Origin of the sequence: Brevibacillus fortis, from assembly GCF_003013395.1 — a bacterium.
GTDB classification, from domain to species: Bacteria; Bacillota; Bacilli; order Brevibacillales; family Brevibacillaceae; genus Brevibacillus; species Brevibacillus fortis.
The window spans coordinates 42,670-67,611 of the sequence record NZ_PXZM01000023.1 but is presented as its reverse complement, the minus strand read 5'-3'; the positions used below and the strand labels follow the sequence as shown (position 1 = coordinate 67,611).

Here is a 24,942-nt window from a genome sequence, read left to right as displayed (position 1 = left end):
CGCGTTCTTTTATGAAACCAGAGGTGAAATGAAGGAAATCTATGAAATACCGGACCTTTTTAACAACCCTTGCCCTTTTTTTGTTTTCATTCAACCTAGGGATCGTCATTATATCGATCACGGCCTTCAAAGACACGATCCATCGTGCACAAGAAAGAAGTTTGGACGAGCATTATTTCATCACATCTGCGCTCCTCCAAGATTTTCATGCGGTAGAAGGGCGCGGAACGGATCTCGACAGCTCCATACCGTCTCTGCTCCAGCCATACAGCTATCTTGCCGGGGATCAAAACGTGACATTGGGACTTTTTAAAGACAAGGAACTGGTCTATTCAAATTCGTCTGTCTTATCGGTCCCAAACGGGTTTCTTGAGCTACCGGGAGACGGCAGCAGACTCGTTTCTATACAAGAATCAGGCGACCGCGCCTCGGTCCTCGTTTCAGGAAAGCTGCCTGCTCCCTATGATTTATATACAATGGTGTACCTATACGACATAACAGATGGGATTGCTGCCTGGAAGCAAATGAAAAACATGCTGTTTTTCGCTGGCTTGATTGTATCTGTTTTGTTTGCTTTTGGTCTTCACTTATTGCTCTATAAATTATTTAAGCCACTCTCGCAGATATCACAAACATCCCGCCAAATCGCGGCTGGTGCGTATGATACCCGGCTTCCTGTGTCTGGACAAGACGAGCTGACCGAAATGGCGCAAAGCTTTAATCATATGGCAAAGGAAATTCAGAATCAAATTCAGCAATTAGCGACAGCCGCGCAGCAGAAGCAGCAATTTATCGATAACTTTGCACATGAGCTCCGCACACCGCTCACGACTATTTACGGCTATGCAGAATACATACAAAAGGTGGCTCGCACAGAAGACGACAAGCTGTTTGCCACAACCTACATCATGTCGGAAAGCCGCAGACTTCAACAGATTGCGTATCGTTTACTGGATTTGGCAACCCTTCGTGAAAATAAGATCGAGCGAAAGACTGTAGAAATAAAGCAGCTGTTTCTTGGCGTCGAGCAAGCTCTTTCCCTTATGGCAGCAAAACAAAATGTTCAGATTACATCAGAATGTCACTTCGATTCATTGGAATGTGATTCTGATTTGATGCATATTTTGCTCGTCAATTTCGTAGATAACGCGTTGAAGGCTTGTGGTGCTAATGGACATATCAAGATGGTTGCTTTTCTGAATCATGGACAAAAAACAGTGATGGTCGAAGATAATGGAAAAGGAATGTCTGGGGAGCATCTCCTCCACATCACAGAAGCGTTTTATCGCGTAGATCTCGCGCGCACTCGAAATGGCGGCGGAGCCGGATTAGGCTTGACGCTGTGCAAGCAGATCGCAGATTCTCACGGTGCCGAGCTCACCTTTTCTTCTGAACCAGGGATGGGGACAAAGGCTACCATCATTTTTCCTGCTGAAAATAGGAATGAGTGGAACCAAAAGGCTAAGATCCTTCAATGAGTAGGAGCTTAGCCTTTTTTCTGTCAGCATTCAACTATCGAACGCGTTACTTTTTCTCTGTCGTATAATAAATAAACGCAATGACTGGTAAAGCTATTCCAATCAACAATGCTGCACTCCAGCCACCCATAGCATATGCCCATCCTCCTGTCGCAGAGCCTATAGCACCGCCAGCAAAAAAGATTGCCATGTATAAACCATTAAGCCGACTTCGAAACTCAGCACCCAATGATAAAATTGCACGTTGGCCGAGAACCAGATTTGCTGAAACACCCATGTCTAATAGAATGGCTGAAATTACCAAAGTTACTAAAGCGGATGTTGAACTGCTTTGGATTACAAGGGGTAGAATTCCAGAAATAATAACGAATGCTAACGCTATTCCTGTGGCTGGTCGAGTCCAGCCTCTATCGGCAAGTCGGCCTGCCACTGGTGCAGCTACCGCCCCGGATACTCCAAGCAACGCAAACAAGGCAACTTCCTTTTGTGAAAAATGGAAAATCGGACTTGTTAATAACAAAGGAACCGTAGTCCAGAACAAACTGAAAGTTGCGAACACACAGGCGTGGTAGATGGCTCTACGTTGCAGAATCGGCGTAGTTTTGAGTAAATGTAACATAGAACCCAAAAGTGCCGGGTATCGTGTGGTGGTCAACGGCTGTCTTGCAGGAAGCACCATTGCCAATAATAGAGCCAACACAAAAATCGCTGTGGCGGATAAGTAGTATACAGCCCGCCAGCCCCAAAACTCCGCCACCATACTTGAAATGGGACGAGCGAGCATGATACCGAGCAACAAACCACTCATTACATTCCCCACATTTCGGCCGCGCGTAGCATCTGGCGAAAGTTGAGCTGCGTACGGTACGAGTACCTGAGCCGCAACTGATCCCAACCCGATGAACAGTGAAACAGTGAGAAAAAGGGCAGCACTTTCGACTACAGCCGCAAGCGTCAAAGCTACTACAGTGAGGAGCAATGACACGACAACAAGCTTTCGGTTTTCAAGTATATCTCCCAAGGGTACGATAAAGAATAATCCAATTCCGTAACCAATTTGAGTAAGGGTGACGATTAAGCCAGCTGCCCCAGAAGATATCCCAAGTGCCGAACTAATGGGACCCACTAGAGGCTGCGAATAATAGAGATTAGCGGCGATTAGTCCGCAAGCTGTAGCAAGAATGAATATGATCCACGCCGAAAAAGGCTTTTCAATTTTTTTACCTTCGATTGAAATCAAAGTTAACGCTCCTTTACTTGTGATTAAGTCATTATTTCTGGAACGATCGTTCCGAAAAGGTTAAAAAAATTTGTTTATAGCATCTCAATAACTGTGTTCATCATGTCATAAATAATTTTTTTATCTGTTTTCACCTTTGATACTACATTGATACTATGATTAAGGTTAAGCAATAGGTGTGATAGAGCCTTACTATCTTTCTTGGAGTCGATTTCTCCCGTCTGCTGTCCTTTGCTTAGAAGTTCATCAAAGGCCTGTTCCAATTCCTCAAAACTGTCTCGTATCAATTTGCGTAGTTGTTCATCCGGTGAATCCAAGCCAAGCGTTGCGTTTGTAATCAAGCATCCTTTGGGCAAATCCTCATCAAAAGCGGAAGTAATATGCTGATCAAAATACTGCCGGATTCCAACTTTCGCAGACGACGCACTTACCAAGAGATTTCTTTTTTTCTGGCTTATTTTTTTGTAATGTTGCACTGCTTCAACATATAGCGTCTCTTTGTCTACAAAGGTTTCGTACAAACTCGATCTGCTTAATTCCATTGCTTTTAATAGATCCGGAATGCTTGTCGCTTCGTAACCTTTTTCCCAAAAAACTAACATTGCCTTATGAATTACGTGCTCCTTGTTAAACTCTTTAGACCGTCCGATACTATCCCCTCCTTATCTGTAGAAGCAATATAACATTTCAGGAACGATCAGTCCAGTTAAAAACACCCGCCATTTATTACGAAGCGCTTTTTAACCCAAAGCAAAAAAAGCCTCCTGCCAGCTCTTACACTGACAGGAGGCTTCTTACACACTATTTATGGGTTAATCTTAAGCAGCAGTCGGATCAGCTTTTACTGCCTGAACATAATCGTCTGCTTTCTTTTTGTCGAACTGACCTTCCCAACGAGAGATCACGATTGCTGCCAACGCATTACCTACTACGTTAACAACCGTACGAGCCATATCCATCAAACGGTCTACACCGGCGATGAAAGCAAGACCTTCTACTGGGAGACCTACAGAGCCGAGCGTAGCCAACAGTACTACGAACGATACTCCCGGTACACCAGCGATCCCTTTGGACGTAACCATCAGTACGAGCATCAGCGTGATCTGTGTGCTGATTGGCATGTGAATACCATACATTTGCGCAATGAACAGAGCAGCTAGTGCCTGGTACAGCGTGGAACCATCCAGGTTGAAGGAGTAGCCTGTCGGAATAACAAAGGATGTGATCGCCTTCGGACAGCCCATCTTCTCCATTTTTACCATGATTCTAGGCAGTACAGTCTCGGAGCTGGAAGTGGAGTAAGCCAAGAGCAGCTCGTCCTTCAGTACACGCAGGATGGAAGTGATTTTGACTCCGCTGATACGTGCGATGATGCCCAATACCACCATGATGAAGAACAGCATGGCAAAGTGAACCAAAATAACCAGCTTGCCCAACGGAATGAGCGATGACAAACCAAATTTGGAAACGGTAACACCAATCAGTGCAAAAACACCAAACGGAGCAAAACGCATGATCGTGTTAACAACCCAGAACATCGCGTCCGCAACCCCATTGAAGAAGTTGAGAACGGGCCTTCCTTTTTCTCCTGCCGCTGCTACACCAAGTCCAAATAGAACGGAGAAGAAAATAATCGCTAACATGTCGCCACGAGCGAGTGCATCAAACACATTGGTTGGCACAATATTGACGAATGTTTCCACCATGCCGTGGCTTTGTGTCGTTTCTGCCGTGTCTACATACTTGTGGATATCGGTCTTGGTAAGAACTGTTCGATCCACGCCGACACCCGGTTGAAAGATATTCGCTGCCAAAAGACCAACGATAATGGCAATCGTGGTAACGATTTCAAAATACAGAATCGTCTTACCACCAATCTTGCCCAGCTTCTTCATGTCGCCTACGCCTGCTACGCCCACAATAAGCGTGGCAACAACGATCGGAACGACAATCATTTTAATCAATCGGAGAAAAATATCACCGATAGGCTGTAAATAGGTCGCCACTGCCGGGTTGCCGTAAAAAAGAGCACCCACCAGGATACCCAGAATGAGACCGACGACAATCTGCATCGCTAATCCAAACCGCTTCATTCTGACACCTCGCTATGAAAGATTAAGATGTAACTCTCAAGTCGATATGCTAATACGCATCAAACTTGAGTGGTATATAGGTGAGCATCATATCATGACTTTTTGTGTTTTCCCCTTTTTTGTATTGTTTTCATTTCTTTATTTTTTCTGATAATCTATAACAAATCGCGATATTATTGGGCTCATTGTGTTCGCTTCTGGAAAAATGATAAAATAAGGGAATCAATTTTCAGCGATTTTCATTCAGAATGGAGCGCAGTCATGACGATTCGGAAAATGATCATCCTGCTACTGGTTCTGGCAGTCGGGTTGTTTCTTTTGCCTTACTCCGTCCCCTTCTTGCTAGCACTCTTAACAGCAATTCTGGTAGAACCACTCGTTTTGTTTCTGATCAAAAGGCTACGAATGAATCGGATGAGTGCGGTAATCGCGTCCTTTTTCCTCTTCCTCATTTCATTTGGGATCGTACTGTATTGGATCGGTACGCAGATCGTGATTCAGGGAATTGATTTGGCTCAGCGATTGCCAGCTTTTTCACAGCATATTTTTGAGTTGGTCGAGTCCTATTTGATGAGCTGGGAAACTTACTATGAATCATTACCTGCCGAAACTGTCTCGGAAATCCAAGGTGTCTTCGCTGGACTTAAAAGCTGGGCGCTTACTTCAGCCTCTACGGTTGCCAAAGGCATTCTCGGTGTGGCAGCCATCGTTCCGGGCTTTTTGATTTCCACGATTATTTACTTGGTTGCCTTGTTTTTGATCAGTCTCGATTTGCCGAAATTGCGTGCTGGCTTCATGAGAATGTTCACCGTGTCAGCTCGTGAAAAGGTCGAGGTAGTCATCTCTCAATTGAACCGTGCCACCGTTGGATTTTTACGTGCCCAAATCATATTGAGCCTAATGACGTTCACGCTGTCCTTTTTGGGATTGCTCATTTTGCAGGTCAAGTATGCAGCCGTCATTTCACTGATAATCGTTTTCGTCGATATTCTCCCCATCTTGGGTGCAGGCTCGTTCCTCGTTCCATGGGCTATTTACAACTTCTTGATGGGCAACTCATATTTGGCAATCGGCCTGATCGTCATCTTCCTCGTGATTACGGTCGTCCGCCGCATTATTGAGCCCAAGGTACTCGCATCTAATCTGGGAATTAGCGCCCTGGCGGCTCTCGTCAGCTTGTTCCTCGGCTTTCAAGTGATGGGATTTTTCGGGCTGATACTCGGTCCAGCGCTCGTCATCATCTACGAGGCGTTACGGAAAGCTGGATTCTTGAATTTCAAAATAGATTTTTGATGGGCATAAAAGATAAGTAGGGCTGCGGCCGTTGATATAGAAAGACTTGGGGGAGAGTTTATGCATGCATACAAAGAAATGACCATGTCACAACGGACAATCATGACGCCTGGTCCCGTCGAAGCCGAGCCTAGTGTTCTTCGCGTGATGGGTTCACCCATTTTGGGACAATTCGATCCAGAATTCACGAACATCATGAACGAAACAATGGAAATGCTTCGGAAATTGTTTCAGACATCCAATCATTGGGCATTTCCTATTGATGGGACTTCACGGGCTGGTATTGAGGCCGTTTTGTGTAGCATGATCGAACCAGGAGATCGGGTGCTTGTGCCCATTTATGGACGTTTCGGGCACTTGCTCACCGAGATTGCGGAAAGGTACGGCGCAGATGTGATTACGATGGAAACGCGCTGGGGAAGTGTCTTTGAGCCGCAGGACGTGATTGCCGAAATCGAGCGAGTTCAGCCCAAAATCGTAGCAATGGTTCACGGCGAAACATCCACCGGATGTGTTCAGCCTTTGAAAGAAATCGGAGAAGCTTGCCGTCGGATGGATGTTCTGTTTGTCGTCGATGCTGTCGCTTCGATCGGTGGGACAGACGTGAAGGTAGATGAGTGGTTTATCGACGCATGTATTGGCGGCACGCAAAAATGCTTGTCTGTTCCCTCTGGGATGGCTCCCATCACGTTTAATTCTCGTGTAGAAGCGCTCTTGCTCCAACGGAAAAAAATTGAGCGTGGACTCGCTGATCCCTCTGCTCCGAAATCTGCTCAAACCCGAACGATCCGCAGCAACTATTTTGATTTGAGCCAGCTCATGGATTACTGGGGACCCGCACGGCTGAACCACCATACGGAGGCGACCACGATGCTGTACGCCTTGCGCGAGGGAGTGCGCATTGCCCTCACGGAAGGTCTGGAAGCGAGATTCGCCAGACATCGCTTGCATGAACAAGCCTTGGTCGCAGGCGTTTTGGCAATGGGCTTGCAGCTCTACGGCGATCCTGCTTGCAAGCTTCCCGTCGTGACCTGCATCAAAATTCCTGAAGGGCTAGACGGAGAGTCAGTCCGCTCCATGCTGCTCGAGGATTTTCACGTTGAAATTGCCAGCTCCTTTGGTCCGTTAAAAGGGGAAATCTGGCGCATTGGCACAATGGGCTACAGCTGCCGCAAGAAAAATATTTTGCATGTGCTTGGCGCACTAGAAGCGGTTCTCATCCGGCATGGAGCGCGTGTGCATGCAGGACGGGCTGTACAAGCTGCTTTAGATATTTATCATAGCTAAAAACAAAGGCCGCCTGGGCAAAATAATACCCGAGCGGCTTTTATTATGTTCACAACTGATTGCGAATTACCGTGCCACTAGTCACATTTGTAAGACGCCCATCTGACACGGCGATCTTCCCATTGACCAGCACATGGCGAATACCCATTGACTGCTGCATCGGTGCCTCATATGTTGCCCGGTCTACGATCTTGTTCGGGTCAAATACGACGAGATCTGCCCAGTATCCTTCTCGCAAAAATCCTCGATCCCGCAACCGCAGCAATTGAGCTGGGGCGCCTGTCATTTTTCGCACGGCTTCCCAAAGTGGAAACGATTGTTTCTCTCTTGCGTAATGACCTAGCACACGTGCAAATGAACCGTAGAGCCTGGGATGGGGCTTTCCGCCGAACACACCATCTGAACCCACCATTTGTAGCGAATGCTTCATCACTCTCTCGACATCAGCATCGTCCCCCCAGTGGATAATGATGGTTACCTCGCCTTCTTCTTCCACCAAAAGATCAAATGCGGCATCTGCCGGATCCATCCCTTTTTGCTGGGCAATTTCCTGCAAATTCATTCCTTCCAGCTTCCGATTGTTCGCTGAGGCTACAGATGCAATGACAAGATTGTCCCAGCCGTTGTTTCTGACGGGATTGTCGTATTCCCCGTTGTGCTCCATTTCTTCTTTTGCTTGCTCGCGAACATTGGGATCATGTAGCCGCTCCAACATTTTGGCGATACCACCATCATGCATCCATGGGGGAAGAATGGCATGGAGAAAAGTAGATGCTGCTGCATATGGATATTGATCAAACGTAATCTCGATACCGTCAGCACGCCCCTGCTCCAGCTTCTCCAAGGCAATGTTCAGCTTATCCCGATTTCTGCCACCACAAATTTTAAAATGAGAGACGTGCAGACGAACTCCCGAACTGCGTGCTGCATCGATCACTTCGTCTAATGCCTCCAACGAGTAATTGCTTTCGTTACGGATGTGAACAACAAAGCAGCCATCGTATTTAGCAGCACCCTTGCAGATTCCAACCAATTCTTCCTTATTCGCATAGACACAAGGCGGGTATTGGATACCGGACGACACGCCAAATGCGCCCTGCTGCATGCCTAGTTCTACCAACTCCTGCATCGCTGCGATTTCTTTTTGCGTAGCCTCTCTACCAGCGAATCCCATTACCATGGATCGGATATTTCCATGTGGTACCAAATAGGCTATATGGCCAGTCAGCTTCACCTGCTCAAGGAATGCAAGATATTCTTCAATGCTTTCCCAGGGCCACTCTCCGATGTCACCATTGATTCTTTTCAATTGCTTCATCCAGAGTGGTTTCGTCTCGCTCGTCACTGGAGCAACAGAAACCCCATCCTGACCTGCAAGTTCGGTCGTAATTCCCTGCAACACCCGAATTTGGTGAATATCAGGTCGCGTACACCACAAATCTGAGTGAACATGTGCATCAATAAAACCAGGAGTGACCACCATTCCAGTCGCATCTATTTCCGTGATTCCTCTTGAGGAAACCAATCTCGCAATATGGACAATCCGCCCGTTTTCGATCCCAATGTCCAGCCTCGTCCACGGATTTCCTGTACCATCACAAACCACCCCATTGCGTATGACGATATCAAACGTTTTCTGAATCATGTAAACGTCTCCTCACTATTGGACAGAAACATTCCAGAATGGTGCATCCATGAAGTACTGATAGCCTTTCACGTAATTGCGATGAGCCGCCAATCCGTGCAAGTCCCCTATTTTTACAATCGGGAGATCCTCCCAGAACAAGGTTTGTATTTTCTCAAATACAGCCTTCTGCTCATCAAAGGTTACCGTATGGCGAAGTTCGTCCAGCAATGCATCCATCTCAGGGTTGTTGTACCAGCCAGGCCATTTGTTTCGAGAGTCTAAATACAATGTTTGAACCGGGTTTGTGTAGGTTGGAAAACCAGTGAAAAATATGTTCCACTTGGCTTCATCTGAACGTTTGCTGACCATCGTAGGCCAGTCGTAAATCTCGAAGTTTACTTTGACCCCGATTTTCTCCAGCTGGTCTTTGACCATGATGGAGCTTTTATAGATGTAATCGTAGTCCTTTGTTGTGATGATGGTCACGGGCTCGCCGTTGTAGCCTGCTTCAGCCAACAGCTTTTTCGCTAATTCAGGATTCTTCTGATTGTATTTTTCTTTACCTGCTACTGAATGCCATGGCTGCTCTACAAACATTAAGCTGTGATCCAGTCGAAAAAAATCCGGGTTCCCGCTTATTCCCATCATGATCATTTCATGATCTAGTGCAGCATTCACTGCTTGGCGTGCCGTTACATTCGCAAACAAACCTTTTTTCTTGTTAAAAATCATGCCGACGTATTTTTGTGGCTTCGACACGACCGTCACCAGATTAGGATCGCCTTTTAACTGTTCGTAGTTGTCAAAGGGAAGCTCATCAGCAAAATCGTACTCCCCCGATTGAAGACCTGCTACGCGTGTAGCCGCATCCGGAACGGTGTGGAAATAAATGCGGTCTACCATGGCTTCCTTTTTCCCACCCAATCCGCTTGCTGGCTCGGTCAATGCTTGATAATCAGAATATTTTTCGAGATGAATGTATTGATCTTGCTTCCACTCCACAAATTTGAACGGCCCTGTTCCAATGTATTCTTTTACTCCTTCTTCCGTAGCCGCTTCAATAACTTCCTTAGGCATGATCATTGCGCCTTGTTGAGGAAATGCAAGAGAGGTTAGCAAGGTCCCGGATGGCTTATCCAAGGTAATGATAATTTTGTCATTGTCCTTGGACGAAATCGTAGCATTCGCAAGGCCTGTTTTTCCATTTGGTGACAGCTCCTTCCAGCGATTGAGCGAAGCGATCACATCCTCTACGCCAAGAGCTTTCCCATTATGAAAGGTGATTCCTTCCCTGAGTGTGAAGGTGATCTCTTTCCCGTCTTTACTCACTTCAAAAGATTTCGAAAGCATCGGAGTAGGCTTGTAGTCTTTATCCAGAGTGACAAGCGGCTCGAAAATATGCCAACCGACTTGGAGTGCCACTGTCGTGGACGTTTTCACCATATCAAGCGAAGGCGGTGAAACCGACAAAGCAACGCGCAGTTCGTTCTTCTCTTTTGGCTTCACTTCACTCTGTTCACTGCTGGAAGTAGGATCGCTTGAAGACGGAGTGGAAGAGCACCCCAATAATGACAGTGTCACGATTATAAGAAGTGTCAACATATAACCAATCGGCTTCTTGATCACGGAAAATCCCCCTTCATTAATAGAATTTTCAGGTTATTTTCAAACTGATCTCTTCATTGCGAATCACTGTCCCCGCGGTCAAGCCAGTGAAAGACGAGTTATCCACCGCCAATTTCCCATTCACCAGCACATATTTGATCCCGATCGGCTCAAGAAGCGGCTGCTCGTAGGTCGCTTGATCTGTAACCGTTAACGGATCAAAAATAACAATATCGGCCCAATACCCTTCGGTGATGTATCCTCGATCCTTTAGTCGAAGCAGTTGCGCAGGCGCTCCTGTCATATGACGAATCGCTTCAGACAGCGCGAGAACTTCTTTTTCCCTGACAAACCGCCCCAATATTCTCGGGAAGGTTCCGTATAGCCTCGGATGCGGTTTTCCGCCGAATATCCCGTCCGAACCGACGATTTGCATCGGATGTTTAAGCGCGTTCGTGATATCCTCCTCTTCGCCCCAAGAAATGACCATCGTGACACCAGCATTTTCCTCCAGCAACAGCTCAAAGACAGCATCGGCAGGTGTTGTTCCGCGCATCTCGGCAATTTCCAGTAAATTCTTCCCCTCCACGACGCGATTTTTCTCAGAAGTGACAGACGCAATCACGATTTTCCCCCAACCACAGCTCTCTACCCAGTTTTCAAAATCATGGTTGTTCTCGAAGTCATCTTTAATCCGCCTGCGAATCTCTGGGTCTTGCAGCTTGGCGAGAAGCTCCTCTGTGCCTCCATTGTGCATCCACGGTGGCAACAAGGCATGTAACACGGTTGATCCTGCTGTGTACGGATATTGATCAAAGGTGATCTCGATCCCCTCAGCACGGGCTTGATCCATTTTTTCTAATGCCTGTTGGAAGTTGCCACGATTGTTTCGGCCAATCACCTTGAAATGAGAAATATGCAGACGCACACTTGAACGGCGTGCAACATCGATCATCTCGTCAAGCGCTTCGAGAATGTGATTGCTTTCATTTCGCATATGGACGACGAAGCATCCATCGTATTTCGCTGCTCCTTTGCATAACTCGATGAGCTCTTCTTTGCAGGAAAACAAATTAGGCGGATACACTAGCCCTGACGACAGGCCGACTGCTCCTTGTCGCATTCCTTCTTCTACGAGCTCACGCATTTTTCGCATCTCTTCTGTGGTAGCCCTTCGTCCCTCAAACCCCATCACAAGTGTTCGAACAGCACCATGTGGAACCAAATAAGCGACATTTCCTGCCAGCGTAGAGCGGCTTAAAAATTGGAGATACTCGCCAATGGAATTCCAAGGCCAGTCTCCAATGTCACCATTTAACCCGCGGAGCTGTTTTTGCCATAAAGGTTTCGTCTGTTCATTGACAGGGGCAACAGAAATACCGTCTTGCCCGAGCAGCTCTGTTGTCACTCCTTGCAGCACCTTGATTTTGTGAATATCCGGCTTTGTGCACAGCAAGTCAGAGTGTACATGCGTGTCAATAAAACCGGGAGAAACAGCCAGACCTTCTGCCTCGATCACTCGCACGGCTTCTGAGTCGTGAAGCTGTCCGATCTTCACAATCCTTCCGTCATGAATGCCGATGTCCAACCGAGTCCATGGATTACCAGTTCCGTCGTACACCTGACCATTCCGAATAACGATATCCAGCATTTTACTTGCTCCTCTCTATCCTTGCAATTTTTATGAAACCAGATGACAAGCAACACGATGGCCCGTACCCATTTCCTGCAAAACCGGAACGACTTCCTTACAGGTGGCGATCGCTTGCGGACATCTCGGATGAAACACACAGCCTTTTGGCAAATCGATTGGGGAGGGAACTTCACTTGAGAGGACGATCCTCTCTTTCCTTTTCTTTGGATTTGGCTCTGGAACAGCCGACAATAGCGCTCGGGTATAAGGATGCAGTGGCTCAGAGAACAATGCATCTGTGGGGGCTTCTTCCACTAAATGACCCAGGTACATCACGCCGACTCGATCAGAAATATGTCGGACGACGCTGAGGTCATGCGCGATGAATAAATAGGTGAGTTGAAAATCTTCTTGCAGCTGTTGCAATAGATTGAGAATTTGAGACTGGATGGAGACATCGAGTGCGGAAACAGGTTCATCACATACGATGAATGCAGGATTTACTGCAAGTGCACGCGCCAACACAATCCGCTGTCTTTGCCCACCTGAAAACTCATGAGGATATCGGTCGTAATGTTCTGGCTGCAGTCCCACTTTACGAAGAAGGTCAAGGACAAGCTGCTTGTGCTGCCTTTTCTCTCCCAAATTGAAAATACTCATAGGTTCAGCGATGGCTTTGCCTATTTGTTTGCGGGGATTCAGCGCTGAATACGGGTCTTGAAAAATGATCTGCATTTCTTTTCTGGCGTTTCTTAGTTCTTCATCTGAAAAATGAGTGATGTCCTGTCCTTTGTATTGCACACTCCCAGACGTCGGCGCAAGCAAGCGAAGGATCATACGGCCCGTTGTGCTTTTTCCGCATCCGGATTCCCCAACCAGCCCATAAGTTTCCCCTTTGTATATTTTCAAGGAAAAATTGCTGACTGCTTTTACGTACGCTTTCTCTTGAAAGTAGCCTCGTTTGATCGGAAAATGCTTCACTAAATTGGATACCTGCAAAAGTGGTACCGCTGTTTTCTCCTTAGCCCCCAAACGCAACGCCCCCCACCCCGATTCTTTCGTGATGCCAGCATCGAACCTGATGCAATCTCGCTATTTCAAACAAGTCTGGAGGATGCTGCCTGCACTTTTCATCTGCAAGCGGGCATCTGGGTGCAAATCGACACCCTTTGGGAATCTGATGGAGCGACGGAACGATGCCTTCTATTACATGGAGCTTCTTTCCACGTTTGCCATCAATGGTCGGGATCGATTTCATCAAACCAATCGTATAGGGATGTTTCGGATTCTCAAACAATGTTTCCACAGAAGCTTCTTCTACGATCTGCCCCAAATACATGACCAGAACACGATCGCACACTTCCGCAACGACGCCAAGATCGTGGGTAATTAGCAGGATTCCCATCTGTAATTGCTTTTGCAGATCCAGCATCAAATCAAGAATTTGCGCTTGAATGGTAACGTCCAATGCGGTCGTCGGTTCATCGGCAATCAACAGCTTGGGCTGGCAGCACAAGCCCATGGCGATCATGACACGCTGCCTCATTCCGCCTGAGAGCTGATGAGGATAGTCGTTCACCCTCTTATCCGGTGAAGGGATGCCGACCAAGGTAAGCATTTCAATCGTTTTTTCCTGCGCAGCTTTTTTAGACAATTTTTGATGCAGCATGAGCGATTCGGCAATTTGGTTTCCTACGGTATAAACAGGATTGAGCGAGCTCATCGGGTCTTGGAAGATCATCGATATCCGATTGCCGCGAATCTCTTGCAGCTCCTCCATGGATGATTGCAGCAGCTCTTTTTGCTCAAAAAAGATTTCGCCTGTAAGCCTCGTTCCACTGTGTTTTCGGAACAGCCGTAGGATCGACAAGGAAGTCACACTTTTTCCGCATCCCGATTCCCCAACCAGTCCGACCGTCTCGCCGGAATCCACCTGAAAGGAAACCCCGTCTACAGCTGTCACCTGACCCAGCTCTGTGGAAAAGGTCGTTCTCAAGTTTTTCACTTCCAATAATGGCACATGAATCATCCCCTTCCCGCCTTGCAGCGCTTATTTTTTTGCTCGATTCGTATGCGGGTCCAATAAATCGCGGAGACCATCTCCGAGCAGGTTGAGTCCCAGTACGGTTATCATGATGGACAGTCCAGGAAAAACAGTCATCCACCATGCTTGTTTCATGATCGTTCTTCCGTCATTTAAAATGTTTCCCCAGCTTGGCTCAGGCGGCGGAGTTCCCGCTCCCAAGAAGCTCAAGGAGGCTTCCGTAATGACTGCATAAGCAAAAATGAACGTTGCCTGGACAATCAGAGGAGACAGGCAGTTAGGAGCGATATGCAGCCAAATGACCCTCCATGACTTACCCCCCAGCGCATGAATCGCTTCGATATACGTCTGCTCTCTCACAGTGATCGCTACCGATCTGATCGCTCGGGCTACCGTTGGAATATACACAACACTCAGAGCGATAATTACATTGCTCATTTTCGGGCCGAGTGCTGCCAATATAGCAATGGCGAGCAGAATAGCAGGAAATGCCATTAAGCCGTCATTGATCCGCATGAGAAAGTTGTCCAATCTTCGGTAGTAGGCTGAATACAGCCCAAATAGTAACCCCACGATGGAAGTAATCACGACTACCGAGAATCCAACCCCCATAGAAATTCTGCTTCCGTACACAACACGGGTAAACACATCTCGGCCAAACTCGTCCGTACCAAACCAATGGCTCGTGCTTGGCGGTTTGAGTCGATCCTGCACTTTCATTTCGAGTGGATCATAGGAGGTGAGCAAAGGAGCAAGGACACAAATGAGGGTGATAAACAAAACGAGAATACTCCCAGAGACAGCCAATCGGTTTGCGAAAAACCGATTCATGGCTACTCTTACGTGATGCCTTGAAGGTGCAACAGGTTGGCTTGTGGCAATCGTTACCGAAGATGTTTCCATTCATCCATCCCCCTTAGCTCTTGTCGTATCGCACACGTGGATCGATATACGCATAAAGCAAATCAACGATGAGATTGATGAGAACATACGCTGCCGCAATCATGAGCACGGTACCTTGGATCACCTCGTAATCCCGTCTTAAAACGGAATTGACAATGAGCTTTCCGATCCCTGGTATGTTAAAGACGGTTTCAGTCACGACTGCTCCTCCGATCAGTGTTGCAAACGACAGTCCAATTACCGTGAGGATGGGGATGAAGGCATTACGTAGCGCATGCTTATAGGTGACAAGCCACATCTTCAAGCCTTTTGCTTCTGCCGTTCGAATGTAATTTTCGTTTAACACTTCCAGCATGGAAGATCTCGTCATTCGCGCAATTAAAGCCCCTTGCATAATGCCAAGTGATATCGCGGGCATGATCAAGTATTTGAAATGATTCAGGAGTCCATTGGATATCGGTTGATAGCCTGCTGCAGGCAGCCAATTCAGTTGGACGGCGAAAAGCAAGATCAGATTCAATCCGATCCAAAAGCTAGGAAGCGAGATTCCGAGCAAAGCAAATGTCATAAACGTTTGATCCATCCAAGTGCCTCGACGATTGGCAGCCATCACTCCCAAGGGGATCGCAAACAGAATCGCAATGATCTCAGCCATAATCGTTAATGAAAGGGTAGGCCCTAAATGCTCCCATATCGCTTCTGTCACAGGCTTATCCATAAAAATCGACCAGCCTAAATCCCCTTGCAGCAAGCCCCCTATCCATTCGAAAAAGCGGATATAGATGGGAAGATTTAAACCTAGCTGCTCGCGTAATTTTGCTAATTCTTCTTCCGTAGCTTGTGCCCCCAGAATGACAGAAGCAGGGTCACCAGGGGTAAGATGAATGATAATAAAATCAACAACCGCTACAACCAGAAGGACAGGTAATAAGGACACGACACGCTTAAGCAAATAACCTCCCATTTTCGTCTTTCCCCCTCAATTGTCATCGATTAAAAACCATGAACGTGTAAAACTCAGCATTCATATATGCAGTTTCAGATCATAGACCTGACGGGGCCTTCCTTTACAGATCGGCTGCTCTTCACCGACGACCATTGCCAATTGACTCTGCTCTAATTTGCTTAAAATCCGTCTGGCACTGCGCAATGAAACGCCAAATCGACTAGCGAGGTCAGCTGCGGTTATTTGTGAGCTGCCGTAGTTTTGGCAAAAGGAGATCAGTTTGTTGATCGTCCCGACGCTCAATCCTGATTTTCGGGCGGCATCCAAACGCTCTGGATTGTTGCTTCGGAGGGAGTACGCTAACTGAAATTCTTCACCCAGCGGCCCGACAACATTGCCATCGTGCATAGCGATGAAACAGCTTCCTCCTCCGCCGGATTTGGCTTTGGAGAGCGCTTCCCCGGCTTTGCTTTGCGCCTCGTTCGCGGTTCGGCCCAACCCAATTCCGATACTGGCAGAAATGTTTAAACGGTTTACGATTCTCTCTAGGAGGGGGAAGCGAGTAAACATGCTTGTCGTCCGTTCGATAACACCCCGAGTCGTAACGAAGATGACCTCATTACGATCCGGCCAGTTCATCAAGGCTTGGATTTCTTCCCCATAATCAATCAATATCTCCTGGATCGCTATTTTCTTTCGCTGGAGCTCATATTCGGATGAATGCCATTTTTTCACGATGTTCTCGATATTAATGATACCGATTGCGATTTGGGTATCGTTTAACTGAAGGTTTTTTCCTTCGATCTGTGCCCGATACAAGCCATCTTGGATCGTAGACTTGGTGGGAGTAACACGATAACAGGGGATTCCTAATCTTCGAAGCTCCCAATAAACAGATGCTACGCATGTAAAAATCGCGTCTACCTTTTTACTTGTCCATAAGTCGTAATGAAACGAAAGGATATCGTCTGCGCTCTGGTCTAATCGATATTCCATCGTATACATGCGATCTACAAGTATAGACAGCTCATCCAATCTTTGCTCAACCTCTTGTAAAGACAAAACATCGATACTAAAGCGCAAACGGCTCTCTTTCAATAAAGTCCCGCTCTCTCGCAACAACTGAAAGAATACGCGATAGAGACTCGTGCCATTGTAAGGCAGGTACACCATCGGTTTTGGAGCATCAATATGCTCCCGGGCAATTTGGTATGGAATAGGACCGGCAAATAAATAAACGTCAACCTCTTCCTTGCAGGAAAGCACGAGTTGTTTGACATCCTGTACATTTTTGTAGCCGAGGGGGCGCAACGTTAAGGCTGGAAATGTTGCTGCCATACACAAAACCTCATCAAGCAAATCGTAAGGACCTATAACTGCGACTTTGATTTCCATCGCTCCCTACCACTTCCTCTCCGAATTTTTACTGCCATCATATATTTAATTAAATTTTTTAAAAATTCTTTCTATTATCATACATTCGGCCATTCTTACATGCAATTTCCGTTAATAGTCCTTTTATCCCCTTTTTCTATAAGAAAAACCATCAAGGTCCTTTTGGTTTGAGTCAACATAGTGGAGGAGAAGAAAAAGCACAGTTCTCTTCGACTCTGACACGCCAGCAGGGGGATTCACTGACCGTCTCCACTTCAAAAAGGGGACCGTCGAGCCAAAGCCACCCTACGGGCGGAAGCTTCTCAAGGAAGAAGTGTTCGACAAGCGTGGTCCCCTTTTTGAAGTTCCGACTGGGTAGGCCTGTCAAGGTCTGCGAGCCCTGTGCTTTTTCTTCTCACCAGCTTTGTACCACAACTACAACTTATCAATTCCTATTTACTAAAAAAAACGTGCAAAGAACCACTCCGTCTTGCAGAATGATTCCCTACACGTTTTCTCGATTTAAGAGATTCTATTGTTTTGAGCTAACACGTGCCAGCAAATCCACGATATGCACAGCCTCCATCTTGCCTTCCAGCCCAGCTCGATGAATGCCCGCTTTCATTTGCAACAGACAGCCCGGATTCGAGGTCACCAGAATGTCTGCTTGGGTAGCCGCTACATGACCCATTTTTTCATCCAAAAGGCTTCCGGCCATCTCAGGCTGCACCAGATTGTAAATGCCTGCTGAGCCGCAGCAGCGATCTCCCTCGCGAAGCTGTACGTAGGTGGCTCCCGGAATGGCTTGCAGCAGGTTCACTGGCTCTTTTGTCACCTTCATCCCGTTACGCAGGTGACAGGAGGATTGATAGGTGATCCGTTGCGGCAAGGACTGCCATGCTTTTGGCTCGACGCGAAGTGCAAGCACCTCGCTAATATCCTTCACACGTGAGGCGAACCACTGTGCTTTCTCCTGCCACTCGGCATCTTCCGCCAGCAAATGGTCGTATTCTTGCAGCATCGCCCCGCAACCACCTGCGTTGGATACGATGATATCCACGTCAGCCTTGTGAAAAGCAGCCACATTTTTTCGCGCCAGATTGCGAGCCTGTTCACGCTCACCGCTATGTGCATGGAGAGCACCGCAGCATACCTGGTCAGGAGCGATGATTACCTCACAGCCCGCCTCACTCAGAAGCTGAACAGTGTTGCGATTCGTCTCATTGAACAGGACATCCATGATGCAGCCGTGAAACATTCCTACGCGATACTTGCGCTCGCCGACGGCTGGAATAATCGTGCCGCCGAAAAAGTCCACGATACCTTTTCCAGATGCTTCAGGCATGATCGCCTCCATTTCCCGCATTTGCTTTGGCAGGATGGATAGCACTCCTAGCTTGCGTATGGCTTTTTGCACACCTGAGCGCTGATAGAAGCGCAAGAGTCCGCCGAGCTGGTACATGCGCTTCTGATGAGGAAACAGGTGAAAAAACGCGAGCTTGCGGACGGCTTTGACCCACCATGGATGCTCCTGCACCTCTTCGATCGCTTCTCTCGTCTGCTCGATCAGCTGACCGTACGGCACACCTGCTGGGCATACCGGCTCACAGGCACGGCAGCCTAGACACAGATTCATTTGATCGACGAAATCTTTGTCCGGCTCCATGACACCGTCTGCTACGGCTTTCATCAATGCGATGCGACCTCGTGGAGAAGCTGCCTCATAGCCTGTTTCCCGAAAGGTCGGACAGGCAGGCTGGCAGAAGCCACAGCGCATGCAATTGGACAGTTCATCGTAATCGAGTTTATTTACCAAGGCTTCTTTAAGCACGCTGGACCACCACTCTGTTCCGGGACTGTTTGGCAAACATCTTGTCAGGGTTCAGGAGATTGTGAGGATCGAATGCATGCTTGATGCCTTTCATGACCTCCATACCTGCTGCTCCTACTTTCCACTCCAAATACGGTGCTTTGACGATCCCCACGCCATGCTCTCCCGTAATCGTACCGCCCAAATCGATGGCCGCCGTGAAAATTTCCTCGAAGGCATGCTCGACACGCTCGATCTCTTCCGTGTTGCGGGCGTCTGTCATGCAGGTCGGATGCAAATTGCCGTCACCTGCATGGCCAAATGTGCAAATTTGCAGCCCGTATCGATCTGTAATCTCTTGGATCGCGGCTACCATCGGCGCAATCGCGGCGCGAGGCACTGTTGCGTCCTCCAGAATGGTCGTCGGACGCATCCTTGACAACGCAGCGAGCGCACTGCGTCTGGCAGTCATCACCTCATCCGCTTCCTCGGCTGTCGTCGCTACCTTAATTTGAACAGCATCATTCTTCTGGCAGATAGCAGCGATCTGCTCCATGTCCCGATCGACCGTCTGTGGTTCTCCGTCCTGTCCGATCAGGAGGATCGCAGCCACATCTGTCGGAAGCCCAATCTGTTTGAAATCCTCCACGACACGGATCGTGCCCTGATCGAGAAATTCAAGCGTTCCAGGAATAATACGATTGGCAATAATATCGGAAACAGACCTCGCCGCCTGTGCCATATCTGCGAACATCGCCAGCATGACTCGCTGTGTCTGTGGCTTCGGAATCAGCTTGAGAATGGCCTCCGTAATGATCGCCAATGTCCCCTCGCTACCGACCAAGAGCTTGGTCAGATCATAGCCCGCCACATCCTTCATCAGCTTGCCCCCGGTACGAATGACCTCGCCGTTCGGCAACACAGCTTCGAGACCCAGCACATAATCCTTGGTCGTTCCGTACTTCAACCCGCGCAGTCCACCCGAATTAAGCGCAATATTCCCGCCAATCGTGGAGATGACCATGCTGCCTGGATCCGGTGGGTAAAACAAACCGAGTGCCTCTACCGCCTGATGGATGTCGACCGTTCGGACTCCCGGCTGCACCGTTATCGTCAAATTTTGTTCGTCAATCTCTAAAATCTGATTCATCCGGCCAAGCACGAGCACAATCCCGCCGCCGACTGGTATTGTTCCGCCGCATAGATTGGAGCCTGCTCCACGCGTCACAATCGGGATGTGGTGTCGTGCAGCAACTCGCATGACCTGTTGGACTTCGGCTGTGCTCTTCGGCAGGACGACCACATCCGGCAATGCTTGCTGCATCGGCGTCGCGTCATACGAATAGGCGACTAATGCTTCCTGTTTGTCGAGACAGTTTTTCTCTCCGACGATGGCGCGTAGCTCTTCGCGAATGGATTCTAGCAACATGGAATCTCTCCATCCTTTCCCAAAAACTTAGTCCACCTGCGCAATGGCTTCCCTGATTCTTCCATTGGTAACATTCAACAGACGAGTGGCCTCTTCCCTGCTCGATCCGGTCAGCTTCATGATAATGGCTGTCTTCGCATCTCCGTCTGCCTGATCAGCCAGTTGCTCCGCTTCCTCGTAACTTGCTCCGGTCACTTCCATGATGATCCGCTTTACTCGTTCCTTCAGCTTGAGGTTTGTCGCCTGCACGCTGACCATCAGATTTCCGTACACTTTGCCCAAGCGAATCATCGTCGCGGTCGTCAGCATGTTCAGCACCAGCTTTTGGGCTGTTCCTGCCTTGAGCCTCGTCGATCCCGTCAATACTTCAGGTCCTACGACGACATTGATGGCTACATCTGCACCCTCATTGATGAAAGACGGCTTGTTGCAAGAAACAGCAATCGTCTTGGCTTCGATCTTCTGTGCCTCCGCCAAAACACCGAGGACGTACGGAGTCCGGCCACTGGCAGCAATGCCTACGACCACATCGTTTTTGGTGACACCGTATTTATGAATATCTTCTTTACCTAGCTCAAAGGAATCTTCTGCTCCTTCTACCGCGCGTACCATCGCGGACGGTCCTCCTGCAATCACACCCTGAACGAGCTCAGGCTGGGTACCAAAGGTCGGCGGGCATTCGGACGCATCCAGTATCCCTAAACGTCCACTCGTTCCAGCACCAAAGTAAAACAGTCTTCCACCCTTTTCCAATGCCTGTGTGATCACCTCTACCGCATTAGATACTTGGTCGAGGACGCACTCTACTGCATAGGGAACCTTCTTGTCCTCATCATTCATCATTTGTACGATACCGCGGGCACTCAGTTGATCCAACTCACTGCTGCTCTCGTTTTTTCCTTCGGTCGTCAATGCTTGTAAGTTCTCCAGATTCATGCTCTATCGAACCTCCTTTTCAATCTTACTGCCCCATGCTCACTTCATGACTGATCCAGATGACAAGTGACAAAATGTCCTCCTGATACCTCGCTAGCCACAGGAGCAACCGTTTTGCAAATGTCCATACAGTGGCGGCAACGCGGATGGAATGTGCAGCCAGACGGCGGATTCGCCGGGCTAGGCAGATCTCCCTCCAAAATGATCCGCTGGGTAGTCAGGTGGGGATTCGGTACAGGCACTGCCGATAACAGCGCTTGTGTATAGGGGTGTGTTGGTTTCTCGTACAACGATTGTTTATCCGCTACCTCCACCACTTTTCCCAGGTACATAACCGCTACCCGATCAGAAATATGGCGGACGACACTCAAATCATGTGAGATAAACAAATACGTCAGGTTGAATTCCTTTTGCAAATCTTGCATCAGGTTCAAAATTTGTGCCTGAATCGACACGTCCAGAGCAGACACAGGCTCATCGGCCACAATCAGCTTCGGGCGCAAAATCAATGCCCGCGCGATGCCAATCCGCTGGCGCTGACCACCGGAAAACTCATGCGGAAAACGATCCAGCTGCTGCTTGGAGAGGCCGACGATCTGGATCATCTCCTCGACTTGCTTGCGGCGTTCTGCTGAATTGCCTATGCCGTGGATGATGAGTGGGTCCTCCAAAAGCTGTCCGATTGTTTTTCGCGGGTTCAGCGACGCAAACGGGTCCTGGAATACGAGCTGCATGTTGCGTCTGGCCCGGCGCAGCTCTGATTCATTGAGCTTACGGATATCCTGTCCTTCAAAAAACACTTCGCCATCAGTCGGCTCAATCAAGCGCAGGATGCAGCGTCCTGTCGTGGACTTCCCACAGCCCGATTCGCCTACGATGCTGACGGTTTCGCCCGGATAGACAGTCAGGTTGACCCCATCGACGGCACGGACGACTTTCTCCTTGCTGAAGAATCCTTGCTTGCTCGTGAAATGCTTGGTCAATGATTTGACTTCCAGCAGTGGTTGCCTCATTGCACGTCCTCCTCGCGATACAGCCAGCAGCGGCACTTTTGGTTGTCTGCGACAGGCGAAAGCTCTGGATTTTTCTCGCGGCAAATATCCATGACCTGCGAGCAGCGCGGTGCAAAACGACATCCCACAGGCATTTCGCTCAAAAGCGGCACCGAGCCCGGAATCGCATCCAAACGCTCTTGGTTGACACTGACAGAAGGCATCGATTTCAAAAGCCCTCTCGTATACGGATGCTTCGGCTCGTCAAACAGCTGCCCTACATCGGCTTCCTCTACAATTTGACCTGCATACATGACGATGACGCGATGACACATCTCCGCCACGACTCCCAGATCATGTGTGATAAGCAGGATGGAAGTGCCTTGCTCTTGACGGACTTTTTTCATGAGTTCCAATATTTGCGCCTGAATCGTCACGTCCAAAGCCGTCGTTGGTTCGTCGGCAATCAAGAGCTTGGGCGCACAAGACATCGCCATCGCGATCATCACACGTTGACGCATTCCACCTGACAATTGATGCGGATAGTCGGAAATGATTTCATCGGCACGCGGAATCCCGACTTCTTTCAAAAGCTCGATCGTCCGTTGCTTGGCTTCTTGTTTGGACAGTCCGAGATGCCGACGCAAGGGCTCGCTGATCTGTTTGCCAATCGAATGCAATGGGTTGAGCGAAGTCATCGGCTCCTGAAAAATCATCGCGATCTGATTGCCGCGAATCTTCTGCATTTGTTTATCCGTAAGTGAGAGCAGCTCCTTGTCTTGAAAACGGATACTCCCGGTCATCTCCACATTCCGTCCCAAGAGCTGCATGATGGACATGCTGGTCACGCTTTTTCCACATCCGGATTCACCGACCACACCGACAGTTTCACCAGGCTCTACAGAGAGACTGACACCCTCGATCACGGTCAGCTTTTTGCCTGCTTGAATAAAAGAAGTTCGCAAATCATCAATCGTAAGCATTGCTGCCATGAGTACTCCCCCTTTTCATCAGGATGTGCGGTCAGGATTACTTATTGAAAAAATTCTGTTATGGTGAGCGGTCCGCCACGCCCCGATCAACGGGCTCGCGACTGGATGCACGCGGTTCGTCAATGTAATCAGCGTCACGTCTCTCGCTGGGTCCGACCAGATCGACGTTCCTGTAAAGCCGGTATGCCCAAAGGCCCCTTCCGAAACAAGATCTCCCCCACTACACCCCGCAGCAAGCTGGTCCAAGGAACCGCCTGTCGGGGAAATGATCCACCCCAGTCCTCTGCGATGAATCGAATGGTCTGTGAGCGAGCGAGTAGCCAAGGCACACAACGTCGAATCAAGCTGCACGGGAGCCTTCCCACTCGTCCAAATGTGCATGTAGCGCTCAGTATCAGCCAAGGTGGAAAAAAGTCCGGCGTGTCCACTGACACCTCTGAGGCCATAGTTGGCGTTGCAATCGTGAACAGTGCCACAAATAACACCTTCTCGCCAACCGTATCCAGCCAGAGCTTGCTGCCATTCCAACGCCAACGGATGTCTGGCTTCTGTCAGCTCTGATAAATAAGTCACAGCCATATTTTGTTCAAAGGCATTGCCCTTCTCCGTAGCAGCAATGTCCAGCCCTTGCAAACTTGTTTGTTCCAGCGGCAAATAGCTCGTATGAATCATTCCGCTCGGTTGAAAAATCAGTCGCTTCGCCAGCGCGTCCAGTTCCTCGTCCCAAATGTGCTCCAGTAAAAAGCCCAACAGCATGAATCCCAAATCGCTGTACACAATGTTACGTCCCGGGGCATCCAGCATCGATTCGTTTGCGATAAGCCGCAAATACTCCTCCCGATTTTTCCCCAGCAAAAAGTACGGACGCCATGCAGGAAGTCCCGATGTATGTGTCAGCAGGTGAATGATTTTGATCTGCCCTTTGCGTTCCTGATCGTGGGCGCTCGCCAATTCAGGCAGATAGTTCGTCACGGAGTCAGTCAACGAGAGCTTTCCTTCCTGCACACTGATAAGGATGAGCGGCAAGGCAACCATCACCTTGGTCAAGGAGGCCATGTCGTACAGGGTTTGACTATGAACTGGCCTTCCATCGTGTCCATAGCTTGTTTTTCCCATGCAGACTGTCACAGCAGAGGAACCGTTTCGCAGCAAGCTGACTGCTCCTCCCGGAAAAATTCCTTGCCGAATCCCTTGCGTCAGACTGGACTCCATTGTTTCTCTGATCTGTTGCACGTTCATTCGTTCTCACCCCTGCCTATC

Annotated in this window: 20 protein-coding genes; 3 read left to right on the top strand and 17 right to left on the bottom strand. The window is 48.6% G+C overall.

The features are described 5' to 3' along the window. The first annotated feature begins 41 nt into the window (after positions 1-41). On the top strand, positions 42-1,478 hold the full coding sequence (locus C7R93_RS14525) for a sensor histidine kinase (RefSeq protein WP_106839480.1): 1,437 nt from the start codon (positions 42-44) through the stop codon (positions 1,476-1,478). Positions 1,479-1,524: 46 nt separating this feature from the next. Here the strand turns inward: C7R93_RS14525 and C7R93_RS14520 are convergent, their stop codons facing one another. The 3 genes from C7R93_RS14520 to C7R93_RS14510 all read right to left on the bottom strand — a co-directional run bounded on the left by C7R93_RS14520 (position 1,525) and on the right by C7R93_RS14510 (position 4,811). After that, positions 1,525-2,718 (bottom strand): MFS transporter, encoded by a 1,194-nt coding sequence (locus tag C7R93_RS14520; RefSeq protein WP_208637824.1) that lies wholly within the window; start codon positions 2,716-2,718, stop codon positions 1,525-1,527. A gap of 74 nt (positions 2,719-2,792) precedes the next feature. After that, the gene (locus tag C7R93_RS14515) at positions 2,793-3,320 is read right to left on the bottom strand and encodes a TetR/AcrR family transcriptional regulator (RefSeq protein ID WP_208637823.1); all 528 of its coding nucleotides are present in this window, start codon (positions 3,318-3,320) and stop codon (positions 2,793-2,795) included. 216 nt (positions 3,321-3,536) lie between these two features. After that, the gene (locus tag C7R93_RS14510) at positions 3,537-4,811 is read right to left on the bottom strand and encodes a cation:dicarboxylate symporter family transporter (protein ID WP_106839478.1); all 1,275 of its coding nucleotides are present in this window, start codon (positions 4,809-4,811) and stop codon (positions 3,537-3,539) included. Between the two features lie 261 nt (positions 4,812-5,072). Here C7R93_RS14510 and ytvI point away from each other — a divergent pair, with 261 nt between their 5' ends. Both ytvI and C7R93_RS14500 read left to right on the top strand, forming a co-directional pair. Beyond that, complete coding sequence (gene ytvI, locus C7R93_RS14505; RefSeq protein ID WP_106839477.1) at positions 5,073-6,104, top strand: sporulation integral membrane protein YtvI; 1,032 nt, start codon at positions 5,073-5,075, stop codon at positions 6,102-6,104. Between the two features lie 60 nt (positions 6,105-6,164). Further along, complete coding sequence (locus tag C7R93_RS14500) at positions 6,165-7,391, top strand: pyridoxal-phosphate-dependent aminotransferase family protein (RefSeq protein ID WP_106839476.1); 1,227 nt, start codon at positions 6,165-6,167, stop codon at positions 7,389-7,391. Between the two features lie 49 nt (positions 7,392-7,440). Here the strand turns inward: C7R93_RS14500 and C7R93_RS14495 are convergent, their stop codons facing one another. The 14 genes from C7R93_RS14495 to C7R93_RS14425 all read right to left on the bottom strand — a co-directional run bounded on the left by C7R93_RS14495 (position 7,441) and on the right by C7R93_RS14425 (position 24,921). Further along, a complete protein-coding gene (locus C7R93_RS14495) occupies positions 7,441-9,036 on the bottom strand; it encodes an N-acyl-D-amino-acid deacylase family protein (RefSeq protein ID WP_106839475.1) in 1,596 nt (531 codons plus the stop codon). A 15-nt stretch (positions 9,037-9,051) separates the two neighbouring features. Beyond that, positions 9,052-10,644, bottom strand: a complete 1,593-nt coding sequence (locus C7R93_RS14490) for an ABC transporter substrate-binding protein (RefSeq protein ID WP_106839474.1) — start codon at positions 10,642-10,644, stop codon at positions 9,052-9,054. A gap of 28 nt (positions 10,645-10,672) precedes the next feature. Beyond that, positions 10,673-12,274 (bottom strand): N-acyl-D-amino-acid deacylase family protein, encoded by a 1,602-nt coding sequence (locus tag C7R93_RS14485; RefSeq protein WP_106839473.1) that lies wholly within the window; start codon positions 12,272-12,274, stop codon positions 10,673-10,675. Between the two features lie 30 nt (positions 12,275-12,304). Beyond that, positions 12,305-13,288 (bottom strand): ABC transporter ATP-binding protein, encoded by a 984-nt coding sequence (locus C7R93_RS14480; RefSeq protein WP_106839472.1) that lies wholly within the window; start codon positions 13,286-13,288, stop codon positions 12,305-12,307. Further along, on the bottom strand, positions 13,278-14,285 hold the full coding sequence (locus C7R93_RS14475; protein WP_106839471.1) for an ABC transporter ATP-binding protein: 1,008 nt from the start codon (positions 14,283-14,285) through the stop codon (positions 13,278-13,280). Before C7R93_RS14475 ends, C7R93_RS14480 begins: the two co-directional genes overlap by 11 nt. A gap of 21 nt (positions 14,286-14,306) precedes the next feature. Continuing rightward, positions 14,307-15,203: an ABC transporter permease gene (locus C7R93_RS14470; protein ID WP_106839470.1), complete on the bottom strand. Its 897-nt coding sequence runs from the start codon at positions 15,201-15,203 to the stop codon at positions 14,307-14,309. A gap of 13 nt (positions 15,204-15,216) precedes the next feature. Then, on the bottom strand, positions 15,217-16,167 hold the full coding sequence (locus C7R93_RS14465; RefSeq protein WP_106839469.1) for an ABC transporter permease: 951 nt from the start codon (positions 16,165-16,167) through the stop codon (positions 15,217-15,219). A 60-nt stretch (positions 16,168-16,227) separates the two neighbouring features. Continuing rightward, positions 16,228-17,487 (bottom strand): helix-turn-helix domain-containing protein, encoded by a 1,260-nt coding sequence (locus C7R93_RS14460; protein WP_244191548.1) that lies wholly within the window; start codon positions 17,485-17,487, stop codon positions 16,228-16,230. Positions 17,488-18,055: 568 nt separating this feature from the next. After that, a complete protein-coding gene (locus tag C7R93_RS14450) occupies positions 18,056-19,354 on the bottom strand; it encodes a (Fe-S)-binding protein (RefSeq protein ID WP_106839467.1) in 1,299 nt (432 codons plus the stop codon). Next, positions 19,347-20,762: an FAD-binding oxidoreductase gene (locus C7R93_RS14445; protein WP_106839466.1), complete on the bottom strand. Its 1,416-nt coding sequence runs from the start codon at positions 20,760-20,762 to the stop codon at positions 19,347-19,349. The genes C7R93_RS14450 and C7R93_RS14445 overlap by 8 nt, the downstream gene beginning before the upstream one ends. A 27-nt stretch (positions 20,763-20,789) precedes the next feature. Then, the gene (gene murQ / locus C7R93_RS14440; RefSeq protein WP_106839465.1) at positions 20,790-21,698 is read right to left on the bottom strand and encodes an N-acetylmuramic acid 6-phosphate etherase; all 909 of its coding nucleotides are present in this window, start codon (positions 21,696-21,698) and stop codon (positions 20,790-20,792) included. Between the two features lie 44 nt (positions 21,699-21,742). Next, positions 21,743-22,711, bottom strand: coding sequence for an ABC transporter ATP-binding protein (locus C7R93_RS14435; RefSeq protein WP_106839464.1), 969 nt, complete (start codon positions 22,709-22,711; stop codon positions 21,743-21,745). Further along, on the bottom strand, positions 22,708-23,682 hold the full coding sequence (locus C7R93_RS14430) for an ABC transporter ATP-binding protein (RefSeq protein WP_106839463.1): 975 nt from the start codon (positions 23,680-23,682) through the stop codon (positions 22,708-22,710). Before C7R93_RS14430 ends, C7R93_RS14435 begins: the two co-directional genes overlap by 4 nt. An 18-nt stretch (positions 23,683-23,700) precedes the next feature. After that, positions 23,701-24,921 (bottom strand): serine hydrolase domain-containing protein, encoded by a 1,221-nt coding sequence (locus C7R93_RS14425; protein WP_106839462.1) that lies wholly within the window; start codon positions 24,919-24,921, stop codon positions 23,701-23,703. Positions 24,922-24,942: the final 21 nt, after the last annotated feature.